The organism is Methylophaga sp. UBA3613 (assembly GCF_002375415.1).
GTDB lineage: Bacteria > Pseudomonadota > Gammaproteobacteria > Nitrosococcales > Methylophagaceae > Methylophaga.
Genome location: NZ_DFLS01000001.1, coordinates 54886 through 77564, shown reverse-complemented (window position 1 = coordinate 77564; position 22679 = coordinate 54886). Strand labels below are relative to the sequence as shown.

The 22679-nt window shown below is 43.4% G+C and carries 17 protein-coding genes; 7 read left to right on the top strand and 10 right to left on the bottom strand.

The window, feature by feature from the left end:
• Positions 1-149: 149 nt before the first annotated feature.
• The 8 genes from B3S93_RS00340 to B3S93_RS00305 form a co-directional block, all read right to left on the bottom strand.
• The gene (locus B3S93_RS00340; protein WP_292401562.1) at positions 150-3290 is read right to left on the bottom strand and encodes an efflux RND transporter permease subunit; all 3141 of its coding nucleotides are present in this window, start codon (positions 3288-3290) and stop codon (positions 150-152) included.
• A gap of 37 nt (positions 3291-3327) precedes the next feature.
• Positions 3328-4590 carry an efflux RND transporter periplasmic adaptor subunit gene (locus tag B3S93_RS00335; protein WP_292401559.1) on the bottom strand — a complete coding sequence of 421 codons (1263 nt, stop codon included), beginning with the start codon at positions 4588-4590 and terminating at the stop codon, positions 3328-3330.
• Between the two features lie 195 nt (positions 4591-4785).
• Complete coding sequence (locus B3S93_RS00330; protein ID WP_292356948.1) at positions 4786-5271, bottom strand: pyridoxamine 5'-phosphate oxidase family protein; 486 nt, start codon at positions 5269-5271, stop codon at positions 4786-4788.
• Between the two features lie 203 nt (positions 5272-5474).
• Positions 5475-5870: a hypothetical protein gene (locus tag B3S93_RS00325; protein ID WP_292401557.1), complete on the bottom strand. Its 396-nt coding sequence runs from the start codon at positions 5868-5870 to the stop codon at positions 5475-5477.
• A 111-nt stretch (positions 5871-5981) separates the two neighbouring features.
• Positions 5982-6335: a PRC-barrel domain-containing protein gene (locus B3S93_RS00320; protein ID WP_292356950.1), complete on the bottom strand. Its 354-nt coding sequence runs from the start codon at positions 6333-6335 to the stop codon at positions 5982-5984.
• A gap of 74 nt (positions 6336-6409) precedes the next feature.
• Entirely contained in the window at positions 6410-6688 is a 279-nt protein-coding gene (locus B3S93_RS00315; protein ID WP_292401554.1) for a hypothetical protein, read from the bottom strand.
• Between the two features lie 228 nt (positions 6689-6916).
• Positions 6917-7522: a DUF4142 domain-containing protein gene (locus tag B3S93_RS00310; RefSeq protein WP_292401551.1), complete on the bottom strand. Its 606-nt coding sequence runs from the start codon at positions 7520-7522 to the stop codon at positions 6917-6919.
• A 601-nt stretch (positions 7523-8123) separates the two neighbouring features.
• Positions 8124-9911: an ABCB family ABC transporter ATP-binding protein/permease gene (locus tag B3S93_RS00305; RefSeq protein ID WP_292356956.1), complete on the bottom strand. Its 1788-nt coding sequence runs from the start codon at positions 9909-9911 to the stop codon at positions 8124-8126.
• Between the two features lie 441 nt (positions 9912-10352).
• Between B3S93_RS00305 and B3S93_RS00300 the strand changes: the two genes are divergently transcribed.
• A complete protein-coding gene (locus tag B3S93_RS00300) occupies positions 10353-11843 on the top strand; it encodes a TonB-dependent receptor (RefSeq protein ID WP_292401548.1) in 1491 nt (496 codons plus the stop codon).
• Between the two features lie 83 nt (positions 11844-11926).
• Here the strand turns inward: B3S93_RS00300 and B3S93_RS00295 are convergent, their stop codons facing one another.
• Positions 11927-12493 carry a CGNR zinc finger domain-containing protein gene (locus tag B3S93_RS00295; RefSeq protein WP_292401545.1) on the bottom strand — a complete coding sequence of 189 codons (567 nt, stop codon included), beginning with the start codon at positions 12491-12493 and terminating at the stop codon, positions 11927-11929.
• Between the two features lie 104 nt (positions 12494-12597).
• Here B3S93_RS00295 and B3S93_RS00290 point away from each other — a divergent pair, with 104 nt between their 5' ends.
• Entirely contained in the window at positions 12598-13716 is a 1119-nt protein-coding gene (locus B3S93_RS00290; protein ID WP_292401542.1) for an alpha/beta fold hydrolase, read from the top strand.
• A 166-nt stretch (positions 13717-13882) separates the two neighbouring features.
• On the opposite strand, the gene B3S93_RS00285 is transcribed toward B3S93_RS00290, so the two are convergent.
• Positions 13883-14452: a TetR/AcrR family transcriptional regulator gene (locus B3S93_RS00285; RefSeq protein WP_292401615.1), complete on the bottom strand. Its 570-nt coding sequence runs from the start codon at positions 14450-14452 to the stop codon at positions 13883-13885.
• Between the two features lie 247 nt (positions 14453-14699).
• On the opposite strand from B3S93_RS00285, the gene B3S93_RS00280 reads away from it, so the two are divergent.
• The 5 genes from B3S93_RS00280 (at position 14700) to B3S93_RS00260 (ending at position 22571) form a co-directional block, all read left to right on the top strand.
• Entirely contained in the window at positions 14700-15947 is a 1248-nt protein-coding gene (locus B3S93_RS00280) for an efflux RND transporter periplasmic adaptor subunit (protein ID WP_292401540.1), read from the top strand.
• Positions 15948-15956: 9 nt separating this feature from the next.
• Complete coding sequence (locus tag B3S93_RS00275; RefSeq protein ID WP_292401537.1) at positions 15957-19136, top strand: efflux RND transporter permease subunit; 3180 nt, start codon at positions 15957-15959, stop codon at positions 19134-19136.
• Complete coding sequence (locus tag B3S93_RS00270) at positions 19129-20511, top strand: efflux transporter outer membrane subunit (protein ID WP_292401535.1); 1383 nt, start codon at positions 19129-19131, stop codon at positions 20509-20511. The genes B3S93_RS00275 and B3S93_RS00270 overlap by 8 nt, the downstream gene beginning before the upstream one ends.
• Before the next feature lie 300 nt (positions 20512-20811).
• A complete protein-coding gene (locus tag B3S93_RS00265; RefSeq protein WP_292356965.1) occupies positions 20812-21441 on the top strand; it encodes a hypothetical protein in 630 nt (209 codons plus the stop codon).
• Between the two features lie 161 nt (positions 21442-21602).
• Positions 21603-22571 (top strand): sensor domain-containing diguanylate cyclase, encoded by a 969-nt coding sequence (locus B3S93_RS00260; RefSeq protein WP_292356967.1) that lies wholly within the window; start codon positions 21603-21605, stop codon positions 22569-22571.
• Positions 22572-22679 lie beyond the last annotated feature (108 nt).

The window sequence follows — 22679 nt, the reverse complement described above, 5'->3', positions numbered from 1 at the left end:
AATAACATTTTGGATTTTTTGGGTTTCGCAGACTCTACCCAACTTACGTTTTTATTCATATGAATCATGATAATGGATATAAATAAGGATTTAACGTTGAATGGGTGGTGTTTCCCAGCACGATCCGAACGGTACTGATGAAACCCGCTTCATGCCTTTTTATGATCTTGACTTGAGTGCTGGTGTTTTTTGACAACGTCCTTTTTAAAAAGACGGTAAACCCAAAGGAAAAAATAAGGCCCGAAGAACACCACAAAGAAAGTGGTCGTCATGATACCGCCGAGAACACCGATAGAGATCGCATTCTGTGCTCCTGATCCGGGGCCGGAAGCAAAAGCCAATGGCAGCACGCCAAGTATAAAAGTTAGAGACGTCATCAAAATGGGCCTAAACCGCTGTTGTGCTGCTTGATAAGCCGCATCGAAAGCCGTTTGCCCCTCTTCAAAGTTATTTTTCGCAAACTCAACAATCAATATGGCGTTTTTCGCAGCAAGGCCGATAGTAATTAACAGTCCAACTTGAAAATAAACATCATTAGCCTGTCCAGTGCTCCATGTTGCAAGTACGGCACCTAAAATACCCAGAGGCACGGTTAGGATAATAGCAACCGGTATAGCCCAACTTTCATAAAGCGCCGCCAGGATGAAAAAAACGGCCAAAGCGGATACCAGATAAAGTAAAAGTGTATTGGTGCCTGCCTCCTTTTCTTCATAGGACAGACCTGTCCATGCCACTTCCAGCCCATCAGGAAGTTTTTCAGCTATTCTTAAAACCTCCTGTAATGCTTTACCCGAACTCACTCCTTGAGAAGTGGACCCTTGTATTTCTCTTGAGGCTGCACCATTAAAGCGTGTCAATTTAGGTGATCCATAAGTCCATTCACCTGTGGCAACTTCTACAAGCTGTACCATATCGCCATTTTTATTTCGTACGTACCAGTCATCAATATCTTCAGGCAACATTCGGAAAGGTATGTCACCTTGCACATAAACGCGTTTTATACGCCCGTTTTCTAAAAAATCATTCACGTAAGTCCCACCGAGTGCGGTGCTCAACGTCTGATTGACAGTGCTTATAGGAACACCAAGAGCACGTGACTTGATGTTATCAATCGTTAGATCATATTGGGGACTGTCGGATAATCCGTTAAAACGAACCTGCGTCAAAAGTGGACTTTGATTGGCCATGCCTAAAAACTGATTGGTTGCATTAACCAGCGCTTGATGGCCTAGTCCCGCGCGATCAACAAGTTGAAACTCAAAGCCACCGGAATTACCAAGCGCACTGACCGGTGGCGGCACCAGAGGAAAAATCATCGCATCACGGACTTTAGATAAAGACTGTGCTGCACGGTTTTTTATATTAAAAACACTATTTTCTTCACCCCGCTCTTCCCAACTTTTCATTTTGATAAAGGCGATGCCTACATTTTGTGCTTGTCCTGAAAAGCTAAAACCTGCAGCAGCAAAAAGACCGTCTACTGCGTCCCCAGCCTCTTCAAGGTAGAAATCTTCTATAGCCTTAACTTTTTCGACTGTTTGTTCAAGTGAAGAACTGGGCGGCCCGTTTAACAGTGTAAACATTCGGCCCTGATCTTCATCGGGGAGAAAGGATGTAGGGATACGAAGGAAAGTTAAGACGGCGATAATAATAAGTACTAAAAACAATGCTGGTAAGACAAATCGATTCTCAAGCAATACGTCCAACATGTTTTTGTGACCTCGACGTAAAGCTTCGAAGCCATGATTGAATGATGCAAAAACGCCTTTATCTTTTTTTGCTTTTCTGGATTTTAAAATCACTCCGCAAAGAGAGGGTGACAAGGTCAATGCTATAAAAAGCGATATTGCCATAGCGACTGAGATAGTCACCGAAAACTGGCGGTATATCACACCCACCGAGCCCTCAAAAAAACTCATGGGTAAAAAAACAGCCCAGATAACCGCCGTAGTGCCGATAAGGGCTCCGGAAAGCTCCTTCATAGCCGCTTTTGTGGCTTCCTTTGGGTCACGTTCAGGATCTTTTTCTAATTTACTTTCTACATTTTCCGTTACCACAATTGCATCATCGACCAGCATACCGATCGCAAGAACCAGTGCAAAAAGCGTCAGCACATTGATCGAATAACCGAGTATGAAAATAGCCCCGAAGGTTCCAAGCAGAACGATGGGAATAGCAATTGCTGGAATAAATGTCGCGCGAAAATTTTGTAGAAATATGAAGATAACAAGAATAACCAAACCGATGGCCATGAAAAGCGTTTTCACCACATTAACTATCGATGTTTCAATAAATGTTGAGACATCAATGGGATAAATCACTTCAAGATCGGCAGGAATAATATTATCGAAGTCTTTTATACGGTCCTTGATGCTTTGAATCGTCACCAGTGCATTAACGCCGGGAGCAAGCTGGACAGCGATACCAGATGCTGGTTGCCGGTTCCAACGTCCGATAATATTATAATTCTCGGCCCCGATTTCAATTCGGGCCACATCTCCTAATGTGACTCTTGAGCCATCCTCGAGAACGGTTAATAAAATGGCTTCAAACTGTTCTGGAGAAGAGAGCAGAGATTGCGACGTAATGGTGGCATTAATCTGCTGCCCTTTTGCTTGTGGTGCGCCGCCTATTTCGCCTGTGGCAAGCTGAACATTTTGATCTTGTATGGCATCAATAATATCCAGCGCGGTAATATTAAAATTATTCATACTTCGCGGATCGAGCCAGATCCGCATGGCATGTTCAGAACCAAAGCTCTGAATTTGACCAACGCCGTCAACGCGGCTCAAAGGTTCTTCAATATTTGATGCCAAAAAATCGGATATATCATTCCGACTCATTGCCCCTTCTTTGGAATAAAAGCCGATGATCAGCGCTTCACTATTACCACCTTTTTCAACAGGAACACCTAACTGCTGAACAATCGTAGGCAAGGACGATAACGCTTTAGAGACTTTGTTTTGGGTTTGTACCTGAGCGATATCCGGGTCAGTTCCAGGCTCAAAGGTTAGCGTAATGGTGGCACTGCCAGAGGAAGAGCTTTGCGCTTGTATATAACGAAGATTGTCGATTCCAGTCAGGTTTTGTTCGATAATCTGCGTAACGGTATTCTCAAGTGTTTCAGCCGAAGCCCCGGGATATGTGGCAGTAATAGATACTTTAGGCGGCGCAATGTTGGGGTATTGTTCAATCGGCAACTGAAACAGCGAAAATAAACCAAACCCTATGATGAAAAGCGCGATAACCCAGGTAAAAATTGGGCGGCCTATAAAAAAGCGTGAGAACATTTCTAGCGGTTCTCAACTTTATTCTGCTGTCGCTGCCCTACCTTGATGTTTGGGCCATCGGGGGTGGCGCTTCATCTTTAAGAGAATTCGGTGCAACTTCGAGATTCATGTCCTCATATCCAACATCGATTGGTTCAGGTTTTACCAAGACTCCCTCACGTAACATCATCGTCCCCTCTACAATCAAACGATCCCCGCTTTCTAGCCCATTAAGAAGAATCCAATTATTTCCATAGGCCGCCCCTGTGGTTACAGGAGTTTTGGCAGCTTTATTCTCAGTATCAATAACCCAAACACTTTTCCTACCCTCAGCATCTATTACAACGCTTTTTTGAGGAACCACGATCTGTTTTGTACGGCCAATCTCTTCTATGGAGGCCCAGACAAACATACCCGGCAACAGGATAGTGTCTGGATTATCAAACACAGACCGCAATCGTATTGAAGCAGTCTGTATATCAACAGAAACATCCGTTGAGTCTAAAGTGCCCTTGTGTGGGTATTTTTGTGTTGCATTATTCAGATAAAGATAAACTTGATATTCAGATTGAGATTCTTTATTCAGTCGTGCAGCAGATAAACGCTCCTGTAAATCCCGTACCTCTGATGCAGACTGTGACAAATCCACGTAAACAGGGTCAAGCTGGCGTACAGTCGCCAGCGGAACGCTTTGCTGAGAGGTAACGAGCGCACCTTTTGTAATGCTGGACGGACTTATATAACCGCTTATTGGTGCGTATACGCGCGTGTAGTCTAAATTGATTTTTGCACTTCTAACTTCAGCTTCTGCTTGGCTTACAGCAGCCTGAGCTTGAGCAAGGCTGGCCAGTGCATTGTCATACTCTTGCTGGCTGACTGCATTTGAAGTGATCAGCGTTTCATATCGATTTACCAGGTTTTGGGCATTTTCTCTTCGCGCTTTAGCATCTTGCAGATTAGCCTTGGCCATTTGGTAATCCGCTTCATAGCGAGCGGCATCAATCTGATAAAGCTGCTGCCCCTCTTCTACATATGATCCCTCTTTGAATAATCGCGACTGAATGATGCCACTGACTTGTGGCCTGATTTCAGCGACCTGATAAGACACTACACGACCAGGAAGCTGATTCGTGTGTTGTATCCGTACTGGCTTAATTTCGACAAAGCCCACGTCAATAGCCTGTTGACTCATTCCGCCCTGTTCTGATGCGTTCTGTTGATTATTGTCCTGATTATCATCACATGCCGACAATGAGATAATAAGTGCAAAAATGGCAAGAACAGACAAAAATCTAACGTTCATAGCAAAGATATTCAGCAAGCATTTCTAATCAAGTACTCCATTAATGTTGATTTAACTCAGAAACAGTAAATGCTTTTAAATCAGATGGATGGAAACGAATATGACTGTCAGTAGTCAGCGTAAAAAACTCATCCCTTGAACTTAAAAGAGGGCCAATCCTTATTGAAAGGATATGCCAAACAGCAGGCCCCCTTTAGTCCTATCAGATTGTTGTTAACCACCAAACTTTTCGTTTTCGCCAATATTCGGCGTGGTATGTTTGATATTGGCTTTAGCAAACTCATAAAGCTGGAAGGCTTTATTCTCTTTTGCCATCCAGTGTTCGCCCATTTCAATTTTAACTTCCAGTAAGGCGACATCTGGGTCGTCTTTACCTTCAGGGAACCAAGCAGCAATAAATGGATTCCAGTATTTGTCGATCAGTGTTTGATCATCTGACACCCGAGCACTGCCCGACAGTGAGACATATACACCTTTGTCCTGATCAGAAAAGGTCAGGCAGACATCATGGTCACGATCCGTTTCGCTAACCTTCTCAGCACTGCGACGAGTATAGAACCAAAGAGTGCCATCATAGGCATCCTGAACTAGGTGCATTGGCCTGGCACGTGGCATGTCGCCATCGAGTGTGACTAACATGCCGACTTTAATATCTTTTATCATTCCCCAAATTTTTTCCTTATGTTCAGGACTAGACATAATGCAAACCTCCTAATGGAACACTATAAATAAAAATACAGCGATTACACCGCTGCTTTTGATATATCAATGACGCTTTACCATTTTTTTGAATAAAGTGATAAATCAGCTTTACACAAAAAAATTTTCTTTCTTGTAATAGTGATAACAAATAGCCCGGAAGGTTCCGGGCTATTAAAGAACTCATTGTTTCTAATGCTTAATTAAATATCCATCCAGCCAGCGTTTTTAGCCTCGCTCCATTCTTTTTCCTCAATATCACCGCTGTTATTTCCGTCGTAATGGCGATAAAGGCCTTCATGAAATTCATTTTCAGATAGTTGTCCATCTCCATCTTGATCCCATGATTCATAAATTAAATTGTATTCATCATGCTGACTCCATTCATCTTCGCTCAATTGGTTGTCATCATTAACATCCCAGTCGTCGAAAACACCACGTTCGCTTACACGATCAATAAATTCATTTTGATCTAAACTTCCGGTAACTTCGTTATCCGGCGTACAAGCTAAAAGGCTGACACTGCCCAATGCGAATATAAATGCCATTGTCAGTTTGTTTTTTCGGAAAAAAACTGTATTTGAATTAAGAAATTTCATACGATTTATCCTTTAAATTTGTTTTGAAGTAGGAAAAGTAAACATATTTATAAAAGTGACAAGTCAAAGACTTGAGTTTCGTCTTGACTGTCGGACTTTTCCTGGCGTTTATTACACTCGATATTCATAGCCATAATGAGCGTATACCTCATCCCGAAAGGCTTCATCAGCCATATTCGGCCAGTTGTCCTTATCAAAACCGGGAGCGTTTTCTAATGTGTCTTTATCCACATTCAAGATGAGACATTCTTCTTGTGTATCAACCGCTATGGCTTGCGGTGGAATGGCAAAAAGCTTATCACCCATCCCTAAAATTCCACCGAATGATAAGACGTAATATTGGACCTGGCCACGTTCGGTATTAATCATGATGTCCTTAACATTCCCCAGATCTTCACCCTGAGCATTTTTAACCTTGTCACCTTCAAGTGACGATGCAGATAAAACTATATTGTTGAATTTCATATCCATTCTCCGTTTTATTAGTTTTATGGGTTAATTACACCGATTTTTAAAATCACGTTGTGTTTTTGTGTTGCTTATAAACCTTGTGACGCTGTTGCTTTATTTAACGCATCAATTAGCCATGCTTCGGCATATTCCAACGCTAACGCGTAATCAAACATTGCGCCCTCCTCCATAAGTCTCCTAAACTCAACTTGGAGCTCTTCCTTATCCGTGCTTTCTTTTTTCATGGTCTGTAAATAAGCATATGCAGCCGCCAGCTCTTCCGGTGAGCTTGACTCTGTGCCGCCACTATCGATGATCTGAACCACCTCTTCGATAGATTTTGCTTGTTTAAGCGCTTCGGGAATCATAATTTCTCCTTTCGGTATCTAACCTGACAATTTCACAGATTAAATTACGTATAAATGAAATAAAGAACATTAATTAACTTGATGTTTTTATTTATATTATTTTCTCTCTAAGCAAGGGAAAGAAAAACCCAAAGTACCTCCAATCCTCCTTACTCTCATCAATGTAATTATTGAGTGAGGAAGCAGAAACTGAAGACACTTTATATTGAGTTAAAACTGAGTTTGGAATTAATCTCCAAGTTGCTCTTCGAGTTCGTTTGCCATCTGTAAATGTTCTCGTAAAATGGGCAGTTTTTCGCGTGCAAATGCACGGATTGCATCATTATCTGAATGGCTTGCACGTTCAAACAGCTCAATAGTCTCTTCGTGAGCATTGATTGAATTTTCGATGTAAGCGTCGTCGAATGATTCATCATTTCTAATGCTTAGCATCATGGCTTTAGCCATATCCATCAGTGTCGGATCGTCAGCGACTTCCAGATCTTGTTGTCTTGCGATGTCTCTCAGTTCGTTATTTGCTTTTGTATGATCTTCTATCATCCGATTAGCAAACTCATGAATTTGGGCTGTTCCTTCATCCAGAGCCATACGTGCTGTTTCAATCTCAGCAATTCCTTTCGCAGAAGCTGTTTCAACGAAATCTTCAACATCAACTGGATCTCTCGTCATATCATCCTCCCAATCAGGATTTGGTTCATTCGCAGCGTTTTCCGCTGCTATAGCACTGATAGTATTTTCATCGGGTATATCAACTTCACTTTCGTCAGCTTGAAGCTGTGCCGTTGAAAGCCCCAAAGTCGCTAAAATTGCAACGTTAAAGAGTTTGTTTTTCATATAAATTCTCCATTTCATTTGAAACGCTCCCCCATCTTTAAGTGAAAAGAGAGGGCTTTCCTAAAGTTGTAGGTATTTAGCAGGGGAATATTTATGAAACTGCATACAAATTAGGCATTCCCCCGATTTAAATAAGATAAGGGGTATTACTATGCTTAACGCAATATGAATGCCAACACTAATATTGACAGCCCAATTGAGTTATTAAGCAGCTTATGGAAAATATAATATGAGTATAAATAGGCAGTTAAGGAGATGAATAAACTTGCTCACTTAACTTGAAATCGTTTTGACTGACGTTGTTTTTTCTATTTATTAATAAAAAGTGAAAAGAAAATTCAGAGAGATATGAATTTTTTACAGCCGATATAACGTAATTGCTTCATGAATCGTCACTAACACCTTAGCCTTCCTGACGGACTGGTTTTACAGAGCTACAGGCATTTTTGTTATTTGGGCTTAGATGAGCATTAATAAGACTGGTTTTGTAGAAGGTTTAGTATCATGATCATGCCGGATGACATGGCAATTTAAAGTTCGCGCCCAAATGCGCTGTGCAAATCCTTGTTACTAATAGGTTAAAGCCACTATTCGAAATGGGTCATGTCTTTTGTTGTTGCAACTGCCAAAGCTTAGCGTAGACCTCATCCAGCTTTAACAAGGATTCATGGGTTCCTTGCTCAACAATTTGCCCATGTTGCATGACAACAATGACATCGGCATCCACTACAGTAGACAGACGATGTGCAATCACCAGGCTGGTCTGCCCCTTTGAAATGTCGCGAATGGCCTCCTGAATAATACGTTCAGAATGACTGTCCAGCGATGAGGTTGCTTCATCAAACATCAATATAGGCGGACGTTTTAAAATCGTGCGGGCAATGGCTACACGTTGTTTTTCACCGCCACTTAGCTTTAAGCCCCGTTCTCCGACCAGAGTATTTAAACCGTCTGGCAATTCAGTAATAAAGTCTTCTAAATGGGCCAGTTTTATGGCTTGTTCTACTTCGGCATCAGTGGCATCAATACGACCATATCGGACATTCTCACCCAGTGTTGTATTAAACAAAACGGTATCCTGGGGCACGATACCAATTGCCTGGCGTAACGAGGCCTGTGTGACATCGCGAATATCCTGACCATCAATACGAATGCTGCCGCTTTGAATATCGTAGAAACGAAACAACAACTTGATTAAAGTGGACTTGCCCGCCCCACTGCTGCCGACCACCGCGACTTTTTGTTTTGGCAGCACCTTAAAACTGAACTCGTTCAAGATCGGCAATCGGTCACTGTAACCAAAATTCACCGCATCAAACTCAATGGCACCATCCGAAATGACTAACGGCTTGGCCTCCGGTTTATCGTTAATCTGTGGGGATTTATCTAATAACGCAAACATCCGCTCAATATTGGTCATTGAGCTTTTCAACTCACGATAAACGAAGCCTAAAAAGCCCAACGGGATAAACAGCTGCATGGTGAAAGCGTTGATTAAGACAAAATCACCCAGCGTGATTTGTCCCGCAATGACCTGAGAGGCTGCCAGCACCGTCATGGCTGTCATCGCGGAGGCAATAATCAGCGCCTGTCCACCATTTAATAAAAATAAGGACAACCGATTTTTACGCCGAGCCTGTTCCCATTTAGCTAATTCGTCATCATAGCGGTTGGCTTCAAAATCCTCATTACCAAAAAATTTGACGGTTTCGTAATTCAATAAACTATCAATAGCACGAGTATTACTAGTGGAGTCAGCTTGATTCGCTTCACGAACAAATGTCAGCCGCCAATTGGTCACTAACACTGAAAATGCCACATAACTGACCACTGCCAGCAATGTTATCCATGCAAAGCCGACATGATAGTTAAGTAACAAAATACCAATCACCAACACCATTTCCAACGCTGTCGGCACGATATTAAAGACCATGACCCGCAGTAAAAACCCCACCCCGGTAACACCGCGCTCAATGTCGCGTGACAAACCTCCCGTACGTCGATTTAAATGAAAGTCGAGTTCTAAAGCATGAAGATGTTGAAAGACCTTAAGTCCGATACGGCGCATTGCTCGCTCGGTAACCCGACCAAACACCGTATCGCGAAGCTCGTTAAATAAGGTTGTGGAAAGGCGTGCAACGCCATAAGCCAGTAATAAACCGAGTGGCAGCGCAAGCATCTTATCCGGTAACTGGTTACTATCAAGACCATCCACGATGTGTTTTAGAATGAATGGCACCACAATAGTCGCTAGCTTGGCCGCCACAAGACTCAACATCGCGATGACAATACGACCACGATATTCGATAAGATACGGCCATAACGATTTTAGGGTTTTCCAGCTTAGTCTTGCCGGTTCTGCGTCTGGCGGAGGAGACAACGATCGCAATAGACATCCTTTTAATGGCGTAAGTGTTTGGAAAACACCTGAGATAAATTGAGAACGATAATGTTATCGTCTTTTACCGTGCGTATGACCTGTCTCTCCCCGGATCTATCCCAAACACTCCCTGCAAAGCACAATTAAGCATGCTGCAAAGATATTGCTAGAAAAAATTAATCCGTAATGATTTAGATGATCTAAGACTTATTGATTTCATTCATAACAATCGAGCGAAAAAGATGCATGTCGATAGAACAGTTAAGTAGCCTTTACAATTATCCATCGCTTACTTAATGACATAAAGGCATGTTTTCTAATAGTAAACACGTTTTGAAAAGAAGCTTGTTTCAATGCGTGTAAAAAGAATGATTTGTTAAGCTTAGTGGCTTATCCAATACGACCAAAATGCCTCACATTTCAAGTTCATGCTCAAAGGCGTTACAATCGATGAGTGCGAACAAACATGCTGCTTTACACACTGAATTCGCAGTAATAAATCAACTCGATAACATCATTTCTAGGGATAGTATGGAACATAAAATCTTATCGACTGGCGCAAAGGCGCTTGAAGTAAATCTTGATGCTATCCGTTATGGTTCTTTTGCAGAAATTGGGGCTGGCCAAGAAGTTGTTCGCTGGTTCTTTAGAGTCGGTGGTGCTGCAGGCACGATTGCTAAAAGTATCTCGGCATACGATATGAAAGTAAGCGACGATATTTATGGCAAAGCGTCACGTTATGTATCTCGTGAACGTTTGGAAGACATGCTGGATCATGAATATCACTTAATCGTGGAATGTTTAAGCGAGCAACGTGGCGATAACACGGCTTTTTTCGCTTTTGCTGATACCGTATCAGCACGTAACTATCACGGAACCAATGAATGCCATGGTTGGTTGGGTATTCGTTTTCAGACGGAACCTCATGCTGCACATAGCGAAATCATTATTCATGTCCGTATGTTGGACCATGAAAATGCTTTGCAACAAGAAGCACTGGGCATTCTGGGTGTGAACCTGGTACATGGTGCATTTCATTTAAGCCATAACCCTGACTTATTGGTGAAATCACTGCTGGATAATCTAACCACGGATCGTATTGAAGTCGATATGATTGATTTTCATGGTGATGCTTTCTTGCATGTTGATAACCGTGTTATCAGTTTGAGACTGGTACAACTTGGCTTGAGTGATGCCGCGATGTTTTCGGCTGATGGCCGAGTGCTTCAGCCCTCAGAGCATTTACGTAAGAAGAATGTGTTAGTGGAAAGAGGTCGGTTCCGTCCGGTGACCCACGTCAATATTGATATGCTAAATGCTGCCAGAAAACAGTTTGAAGCCGAGGATGACTCGTCCACGGAAGAAACCGTTTCCATTATGGAAATTACCATGCATAACTTGCTTGATGGCAATGACAGCATCGATCTGGAAGATTTTATTAGTCGAGCAGATGTGTTGGAGGCCACCGGACACACGGTAATGATTTCGGACTATCCAGAGTACTATCGCTTGGCAACCTATTTATCGCGTTACACCAATCGCCGCATCGGGCTGACGATGGGAGCGCATAGTTTGATTGAATTGTTTCATGATCACTATTACACCACGTTACACGGTGGGATTCTTGAAGGTTTTGGCCGGTTATTTAAGAATAACGTCAAACTCTATATTTATCCTTTCAAAGACGCTGAAACAAACACGTTATTCAAAGTCGATAATCTCCAGGTTGATGAACAACAGACGCATTTGTATGAGTATCTGAAAAAGGGTAACCATATCGAACAAATTGAACAGTTCAATGAAGATTACCTGCACATTTTTTCACCGGATGTTTTGAAAATGATCACCAGCAACGAGCCCGACTGGGAAAAATTAGTTCCTGGTGTGGTCGCTGAAAAAATTAAAGCCCAGCAGCTGTTTGGTTATAAACCTGCAGATTAGAGGGTGATTACAAAAACAGGCTTGGTTAGGTTGAGGGGAAACTCCACACTGGCGTCTTTCACTCAACCTGTGTTGGACTTTCGTTAAGATTTTACCTTTCGATAATGTTTCGAGACCTTCGCTCGATTACCACAGGTATCCATACTGCACCATCTCCGTTTATGGCTGCGTGAGTTATCTACAAACATCAAAACACAATCTGGATTTAAACAGCGCTTAAGATAAGTCCGTTGATCACTGGCCAGCATGTTCGCTAACTCGTAAGCCAGTAGGCCAATAATATCTGCAGTGGAGTGACAGACATTTTGATTAATTAGCTGGTACCCCTCAGACAACTGCTCAAGCTGATAATGCATTTTATAGTTTTGCAGATAGTTATTTAATGTAGCTATAGCATCATTCTCAATACTTTGCTTCTCAATAATCTGAGTGAGAATCTGCCTTGCTTTGTCTCTGAAAGCAAGTAATTTCCCAACATCAATACCCCGTGCAAGATCCACATCAATATTGGCTTGTTCCAGCCATGCCATCACATCACTTTCAGTCGGTAATAAATCGACCAACTCACCTTTCACATTAACTTCTGTATTAATGAAATCAACGCCAAGGTTGTTACCCACAAATTCGTATTTTTGTTTTATCTCATTCATGTAACCACTATACATGCATTTGACAGGTTAGTTAAGTCCTGATAATTTATAACCTGTATAAACAACTTATACAGGTTAGTTTTATCTTAAACGTGGAGTACACAATGAAAAAACAAAATTTTAGTAAATACGATCTAAGTAGCCCTGGAGGAAATGCCTTAGGTAAGCTGGGCTTTGCTGTTCGAGATGGCATATCGACTAATAAACCTATCAATCAAGGTGGTTTACCATGGCTTAAAAAGCTAATGATGGGCCTGCCGATTTTATTTTTGCTCACCCCTCAATGGGCGTCATCTCAAGTCGAAGCGGGTAGCAAAACGCAAGACATCGCTAAATCTCAGATAACTGATCATTCATCGGTGAGATATGGCTATGAAACAGTAGACGGTCTGGAGATCTTCTATCGGGAAGCAGGCGATAGAAACAAACCGGTTATTGTTTTACTGCATGGCTTTCCAGCTTCATCACATATGTACCGAGATGTCCTGGCTGGATTGGCGGAAGATTATTATCTGATTGCACCCGACTATCCCGCTTTTGGTAATAGCAGCTTTCCAGATCCTGAAAACTTTGAATACACATTTGATAATCTCGCTCGTGTGATGGATCTGTTTTTGAAACAAAAAGGGATTGATCGGTTTTCAATGATGATTCAGGACTATGGCGCGCCGATTGGATTCAGGTTGGCTGTTAAACATCCTGAACGTATTCAAGCCATCATTACGCAAAATGGTAATGCCTACAAAGAGGGTTTGTCGGTAAAAGGTTGGGGACCGATATTCGATTACTGGAAACAAAAAACCCCAGAATTAGAAACCACTATTGCGGAAAACGTGTTCACCTTTGACGGGATGAAATGGCAGTTCACTCACGGGACACAACAACCCGAAGCGATACTGCCTGATACCTGGGTGCTGGCTTATGCCAACCTTACCAAACCAGGACAAACACGGGCTCAATTGGATCTGTTTTATGACTATCAAAACAATGTGCTGAAATATCCCGAATGGCAAAATTATCTGCGTAAACATCAACCACCAGTACTCGTCGTATGGGGCAAAAATGATGCATTTTTCCCTGTCGAGGGCGCTGAAGGATATAAAAAAGATGTAGAAGATCTGGATTATAACGTGCTGGATACCGGACACTTTGCGCTTGAGGAGGAAGGTCCATTTATCATTGATAAAATTAAGGCGTTTTTATCCTCACGAAATATTCAATAATCTCTGAAGGATGTTTAATTGTAATGACTTGGGCAGGTTTCGCCTGCCCAATTTTTTAATAGTTGAATAAATTATCACTATTTTGTCGAGATGATGTTACTAAGACATTTTCTCGAAAGCATATTGGTGCGCACTGGTTTCAATCTTGATAAAGACTAGTTGATGTTCAGTTCGACTTTAACAAACCAGAAGCCAACGTCAAAAATGCATCTACCGCTTTGCTTGATGCAGCATGGGGATCCTCTGCATTGGCGATCCATAAGGAGGCGCCAAACAAGGCACCATTAATCAGCCGGGCCATCGCCAGAGAGTCAACCTCTCGCAAGACACCTTCCTCCATCAGCTTTTCAATACTGAGCTGCGTACTACGAATACAACAGTTTTTACGAGGCCACTGCGAAGGATCACCTAATACAGCGGGGCCATCTAAAAGCATGATGCGCTGTATCTCATGTTCACATGCCATATTGAGATAGGCGATGGAACCATTAATAAAGGCATCCCACGTGGTTGGGGCTTGCGACTTTATCGCTGACAGCCGCGTTGTCATTTCATCTTCAATCTGTTGAATGACAGCTTTCAGTAAGCCTTTTTTACCGCCGAAATGATGATAAAGCGCACCGCGTGTCAAGCCGGCTTCTGCCGTAAGATCATCCATGCAACTCTCCGCGAATCCATGTTGAGCAAAAGATTCTCTCGCAGATTTAATGAGCTTAGCCTGGGTCTCAGCAATCATATCTTCACGTTTTTGCGGCATCATTTTCTCCAAATTTTACATACGTAATGCATGTTAGTTGACATACAATGCGTATGCGAAATACTATACATCACATACGTCGCGTATGAGCAAGAATTTCCATACTTACGTTAAGGGCAATTATACCTACCTTACACTTGCCTTCTGACATACGCATCGTATGTAAAGTTGCAGTATCAGAAATTTGCTGGAAACCCCATTTCTAAATAAAACCAAGGAGAACTACATGATAAGTACAAGAAACACGTTAAGACTGTTTTTGTTGGGTAGCATCGCTGTAATGGTGCTGTCCGCATGTGGCAATCCACAAGCGGCTAATCAGGCTGAAGCGCCGGCTGCACCCGAAGTCAGCGTGGCCCAGGTGGTGAATGAGCGAATTACCGAATGGGATGAATTTACTGGTCGATTGCAAGCACCGGAAACGGTCAATCTCGTGCCTCGCGTATCAGGTTATATCGAACAGATACATTTCACTGAAGGTGCTTTGGTCAATAAGGGCGATTTGTTAGTACAAATTGATCCACAACCGTTTGCAGCTGAAGTCGCCAGACTTAAAGCCGACTTACAAAGTGCTGAAAGCGCTTTAGCATTGGCTGAAACCGAATATAACCGGGCAGTGAAACTCAGTAGTGCACGCGCTATATCGGATGAACTTCTGGACACCCGTCTTGCACGTAAACAGCAAACTGCTGCAAGCGTTGCATCGGTTAAAGCTGCCCTGCATCGTGCCCAACTGGATTTAAGTTACACCCGCATTACCGCTCCTATTAGTGGCAGAGTGTCTTATGCCCAAATAACAGCGGGTAATTTCGTTAACGCAGGTCAAAGCCAGTTAACCAGTCTGGTGTCGACCGACAAAATGTACGCTTATTTTGATGTCGATGAGCAAAGCTACTTGAAATACCAGCGTCTGACAGAAGCCGGCAAACGGGCTGATACCCGCGATGCCACAGCAAATCCTGTTTATATGGCGTTGGCCGATGACAGCAGTTACCAACATATTGGCAATATTGATTTTGTCGACAATAGCGTAAACCAGCAAACCGGCTCTATACGGATTCGTGCCAGTTTCCCCAACACTGACGATCGACTTTTACCAGGCTTATTTGCCCGTATCAAACTGGTCGGCAGTGACTCATATAAAGGCATCCTGATTGATGAAAAAGCCATCGGTACGGATTTAAACAACAAGTTTGTGTTGGTCGTGAATGCTGATAATCAATTGGAGTACCGCGCAGTCAAGCTTGGTGAAAAGGTAAATGGTCTGCGAATTGTGCGTGAAGGTTTATCCGCAAACGACAAAATTGTGGTGAATGGCTTACAACGCGTAATGCCCAATATTCAGATCGAACCCAAATTAGTGGATATGGCAACCAAAGAGCAATTAGCGGGTTTGCGTAAGGCTCAACAGTTGTTGGATAAAACCAGCACCTCACTGGCTGCAGAATCTGACAGCTCAGCAGATCAAGGATAAGGAAACCTCATGTTCTCGCAATTTTTTATCAAACGGCCAATTTTTGCAGCCGTTATTTCACTGTTCTTTTTAATTACCGGTGCTATTGCAGTATGGCAACTACCCATCACCGAATACCCTGAAGTAGTGCCTCCCACTGTTGTGGTAACAGCCAATTACCCAGGGGCTAACCCTAAAGTAATTGCTGAAACCGTCGCCTCGCCATTGGAGCAGGAAATTAACGGTGTGGAAGAGATGCTCTATATGTCTTCTCAGTCCACCTCGGATGGTCGCATGACACTCACCGTGACATTTGCCATCGGCACCGATGTTGATTTAGCCCAGACTCAGGTTCAGGCCCGGGTAGATCGTGCCATGCCACGCTTGCCACAAGAAGTACAACGCTTAGGTGTTGTCACCGAAAAATCATCACCCGATTTAACCATGGTGGTGCATTTAAGTTCGCCAGACGATCGATATGACATGCTCTATCTGTCTAACTATGCGTTGCTGAATGTTAAAGACGAGTTGGCGCGAATTAATGGTGTGGGCACTGTAGAACTGTTCGGCGCCGGTGATTACAGTATGCGGATCTGGCTGGATCCTAATAAGGTCGCGGCTCTTGGTTTATCTCCATCACAAATTACTGCCGCAATCCGTGAGCAAAATCAGCAGACAGCTGCCGGAAGCTTAGGTGCTCAGCCAAGTGCTGATGCAGAATTTCAGCTGCTGATAAACGTTAAAGGTCGTTTATCTACCGAAGAAGAGTTTGGCAATATCATTATCAAAGTCGGCGACAACGGTGAGATAAGTTACTTAAAAGATGTCGCTCGTATTGAGCTGGGTGCCTCAACCTATGCCCTGCGATCGTTATTAAATAATAAAGACGCTGTGGCTATTCCTATTTTTCAAGCCTCAGGTTCTAACGCGATTCAAATCTCTGACGATGTACGCGCCAAAATGGCAGAGTTATCGAAAAGCTTTCCAGATGGGTTGGCCTACGACATCGTTTATGACCCAACAGTGTTTGTACGCGGTTCTATTGAGGCGGTAATAAAAACGCTGCTTGAAGCATTAGTACTGGTGGTACTGGTGGTTGTGCTGTTTTTGCAAACCTGGCGTGCGTCCATTATTCCTTTGGTGGCAGTACCTGTGTCATTAATAGGTACATTTGCCTTTATGCATCTGCTTGGTTTTTCGCTTAATGCCCTATCTTTGTTTGGTCTGGTATTAGCCATCGGTATCGTTGTTGATGATGCCATCGTAGTGGTTGAAAACGTTGAACGGAATATACGCGAAGGCCTAACACCGATTGCCGCTACGCAAAAAGCAATGAAAGAAGTGACAGGCCCTATCGTGGCTACGACATTAGTATTAGCAGCAGTGTTTATCCCGACAGCCTTTATGTCAGGCTTAACCGGGCAATTTTATAAGCAGTTTGCTTTAACCATTACTATTTCTACTTTTATCTCAGCGATTAATTCGTTAACGCTAAGCCCTGCCCTGTCGGCGCTATTATTAAAAGCACCTGGTGAGAAAAAAGATCTGTTAACACGCGCCATGGACAAACTCTTAGGAGGCTGGTTATTTGGTCCGTTTAATCGCTTCTTTGCCCGTTTATCCAAAGGTTATGGCTGGTTAGTCAAAAAGGTCATTCGCTTTGGGGCGCTGGTTGGCATTATGTATGTTGCACTGCTGGGTTTAACGGGTGTGCAGTTTGCCACTACCCCTTCCGGTTATGTGCCAAGTCAGGACAAACAATATCTGGTGGCATTTGCTCAATTGCCAGATGCTGCGTCGTTAGAACGTACCGAGGAAGTGATTAAGGAAATGTCGAATATTGCGCTTGAACAACCCGGCGTAATCAGCTCTGTTGCTTTCCCCGGACTGAACATTAACGGTTTTACCAACAGTCCGAACTCCGGCATCGTGTTTACCACCTTAAGCGATTTCAAGGAGCGTAACGATCCGTCAATGTCAGCTGATGCTATCGCAGCAGCGTTAAACCAGAAGTTCGCCGGTATTGAAGATGCCTTTATTGCCATTTTCCCTCCTCCACCAGTACAGGGGCTTGGCACCATTGGTGGGTTCAGGCTGCAAATACAGGACCGCGCCAGTCATGGTTACGAAGAGCTGTACAACGTAACGATGCAGGTCATGCAAAAAGCCTGGGCTACACCTGAGCTGACTGGTATTTTTTCCAGTTATCAGGTCAATGTGCCGCAACTGGATCTGGACATCGATCGCACTAAAGCCAAACAGCAAAATGTGTCACTGGATGAGATATTTCAAACACTGCAGGCTTATATGGGCTCGGTTTATGTCAATGACTTCAACCAGTTTGGTCGTACCTATCAGGTGAATATGCAGGCTGATGAACAGTTTCGTCAGAGTGCGTCACAAATCAGCCAGTTAAAGGTACGTAATAGCGATGGTGAAATGGTTCCACTAGGTTCCTTTATCAATGTTACTGATACAGCGGGTCCTGACAGGGTCATGCATTACAACGGCTTTACTACCGCTGAAATTAATGGTGGTCCAGCCCCTGGCTACAGTACCGGGGAGGCACAAGCAGCGATTGAGAAAATACTGGCTGAAACATTACCCAATGGCATGACCTATGAATGGACAGAGCTGACTTACCAGCAAATTCTGGCTGGTAATGCCGGGGTATTTATCTATCCGTTGGTGATTATGCTGGTCTTTATGGTGCTGGCAGCCCAGTACGAAAGCTTAAGTTTGCCGATGGCCATTATTCTGATCATTCCGATGACATTATTGTCAGCACTGAGCGGCGTTTTAATCTACGGCGGGGATAACAATATCCTCACTCAGATAGGGTTGATAGTGCTGGTGGGGCTCGCCACCAAAAATGCCATTTTGATCGTCGAGTTCGCTAAAGAACTGCAAGACCATGGAATGAGCACAATGGAAGCCATCCTGGAAGCGGGACGCTTGCGGTTAAGGCCGATTTTGATGACCTCTATCGCCTTTATTATGGGCGTGGTGCCCATGGTATTTTCAACCGGTGCCGGTGCTGAAATGCGTCAGGCCATGGGTGTGGCTGTGTTCTCCGGCATGATTGGTGTCACCTTCTTTGGCTTAATCCTAACACCATTGTTTTATTACATGCTGGCCAAGCGTGGCGAAACAAAAGCGCTGCCTTCTTCAACGGCTATAACCGATAAGGTGGATAATACCCATGTATAACAAACACAAACTAACAACAATTGCCGTATTGGTGATGTCATTAAGCGCCTGCGCTGTAGGACCAGATTATCGGTCACCTGACAAAGTAGCTGATATCACTATTAGCAGCCCTTATCAGCAAGCCGAGTTGGCACAAAGCTGGTGGCAAGCCTTTGATGATGAGTCGCTGAATCGGCTAATAGATCGTGCCCTGGACGAAAACCGGACGTTAGCGCAAGCGAAAGCCAATGTCGACAGAGCTTATGCTGTGTTTCGCGATGCTGATAATGACACTCTGCCAAAAGGCACATTGGACGCGGGTTATCAGGCCAGTGAAAATGCCGTGTTGCAGAGCGAAAATGAGAGCGTGATTCTCCGTGGATATAGTACCGGAGCCAATTTAAGCTGGGATTTGGACTTGTTTGGTAAATTACGTCGTGCCAGTGAAGCCGCTGAAGCCCAGGCTCAGCAGGCGGACATTCTCTGGCACGATGCTCAGGTCCAGTTAATTAGCCAGGTGGCAACCAGCTATGGTGAATACCGTGGTGCCCAGTTGCGCTTAAAAGTAGCAGAGCAAAATTTGCAAAATCTGCAACAGAGTCGCGGCATTGTTATGGCTAGGCTTGAGGCCGGTATGGCCTCAGAGCTGGAGCTTACGCAAATAGATGTGCAACTACATCAAGTAAATGCCTCTATACCGGCATATCGCGTCGCTCTGTTGACTGCAGATGCAACTTTGTCTGCTTTGTTAGGACAGCGGCCCGGTCAACTAGAACTTGATGATGTACCTCGTTTACCTCAGTTAAAACACCCTGTATCCGTGGTGGAAGGTGAAAACTATCTGCGTTATCGAGCGGATGTTGCGAGTAGCGAGCGATTATTGGCTGCCCGTACAGCTGAGATTGGCGTGGCTACCGCCGATTTATATCCGAATGTATCGATAAGCGGTTTTTTGGGCTTTTTATCTGGCCCCGGTTTAACACTGGGTAGCGATACCAAAAGCTGGTCGGTTGCACCCAGTTTAAGTTGGCAGGCTGCGGATTTAGGATCCGTCAGGTCACGTATTCGTCAGGCTGAAGCCAGTTCGCAAATGGCACTCGCACAATTTGAGCAGGAGGTATTTGATGCCATCAATGAAATGCAACTGGCACTTAACAGCTACAACCTTAGCCGTGAGCAACAGTTAAGCACTGAGCTGCAGTGGCAGGCCAGTACCAAAGCGGTAGACATTTCCCGCGAGCGTTATAACGCCGGTAGTGGCGAATTTCTCGACCTGCTCGACTCTGAGCGAGAATTGCTACGCAGCCGCGATCAGTTGGCTCAACTGCAACAACAAAGCTTTCTCCGCTTAGTCGATATTTACCGGAGTTTTGGTGGTGGGATACAGCTGATTTAGTGCGGGTTGTTCCATTAAGTAGCCGCTTCAACGTCCAGCTGTTTAATAATGGAGATCTCTAAAGGTTGGGTTTCGCAGGCTTTATCCAACCAACCAATTTTGGTAGGTTGGGCTGAAGCACGAAGCCCAACAATTAATCTGTTTCACGTGTTGGGCATCATAAATTCAGCCCAATCTACGTTTAATTTTTCACAAGTAGTGTGACCAAAGCCAATAACGACGTATTTATTTTGTGTCTTACTGCTTTAACGGTATCCTCTGCGTCATTGAATCTATTTATAAGCAAGGATAACTTCATCAATGAACAAATTAATATGGCTGTTCGCCTTAATTCTATCTATTTCGTTATCTGGCTGTGGCTATGATGAATTTCAGGGCAGATTTGTGGGCCCGGAAGGTAATATCAGTTATCAGTTTAATACCGATGGAACGCTTGAGATTCATCAGGGAGAAGATGTCACTACTGCCGAGTATGAATATGACAGTGGCGAACAAATGATTAAACTGAAAGCCGAAGAAGATTTACCCACTGATACCCTGACCGTTAAAGATGAAGATCATTTGCAAAGCGGTGATATGACGCTGACTCGTGGTGTCGATTATGCGATGCTTGCCGACACTACCTGGATTGGACAGCAGGGCCAATATACTTTTGCTTTAACGTTCACCATGACTGACAAGGGCATGGAAACGATTTCTGAGCTAGTGACTTATCACGATGAGGATATGACTTATCTTTCCCAGACAGATGACAGCATTACCCGCCTTCGAGGCAATATGCTGTTACTTGATCTTACGCCTTATACAGTTTCAGAAGTTACACGTGATAGTTTCAAAATCACCATTGGTGAAAACAGTATGGTTCTGGAAAAACACCCAAAAGACACTGAAATCACGATTCGGGATGGTTACCAACCAGAAGATGAATAACCTTGATTACTGATGTGCATCCAAACTTTCTGGATAACGTTTTAATTTAATCTAATTGTTTCTCAACTTGAGTTACGTTTGTGTGACCTTGTTGCTTGCTTTGAATGTCCATGGTCAATAAGGTTGCCATCTGCTAAGGCATGTTTGGAGATAACAAAATAATGATTTCACCGATGATTCCCGAAGATGAAAAACAAAGACTTGAAAAGCTTAGAGCGCTTAAAATTCTTGATTCGGCACCTGAAGAAAGATTTGATCGACTGACCCGCATGGCCAAACGTATGTTTGGAGTAGATATCTCAGTGTTGAGCTTGATTGATGATGGGCGCCAATGGTTTAAATCCAAAGCTTCAGAAAATGAGCTTCCTGACGAGACACCGAGAGAAATTTCGTTTTGTGGTCATGCCATATTAGGTGATGACGTATTTGTTATAGAAGATGCTCTGGAGGATCATCGATTTAAAGATAATCCATTGGTTACAGCTAATCCCAACATTCGCTTTTATGCTGGCTATCCACTAAAGATAAATAATGGTAGCGCCCTTGGCACCCTTTGCATCATTGATGATGAACCAAGAGAATTTGATCCGGAAGATTTGCAGTTATTACGCGATCTCGGCGTAATGGCCGAACAGGAAATTGCTGCTTTGCAATTGGCGACACTGGATGATCTGACGTTAATCTCAAATCGCAGAGGCTTTACGGCGCTGGCTAAACACAGTTTGAATGTTTGCCGTCGCAAAGGACTTTCAGCTTCTATCCTGTTGTTTGATTTAAATAAATTTAAACCCATTAATGACCAGTTCGGCCACGCTGAGGGCGACAGAGCGTTAATCGTATTTGCGAATTTCTTGCGGAAAGTTTTCCGTGATTCTGATGTATTCGGCCGTCTTGGTGGTGATGAGTTTGCCGTGTTAATGATGGATGTTGATGCTGAAAATACGCAACGGGTTATTCAACGCTTTGATAACGAAGTAACGAATTATAATCAGGAAGCAGCTCGGGGTTATGATATTGAATACAGTGTGGGTTTTGTAAATAGTCTGGTTGAAAAAGATATTGATGTTAATGTTTTTTTAGCTGCTGCTGATAAAAAAATGTATGCCGAAAAAGGTAATAAGGTTCGTTAATAATTAGCTAAAATTTGAGCGACTAAATACAGTAAAAAATATCCATCACTATTGCATTTAAAAATATAGATAATGTCAGGTTTAAAACGGAATAATTCTGCTTACACC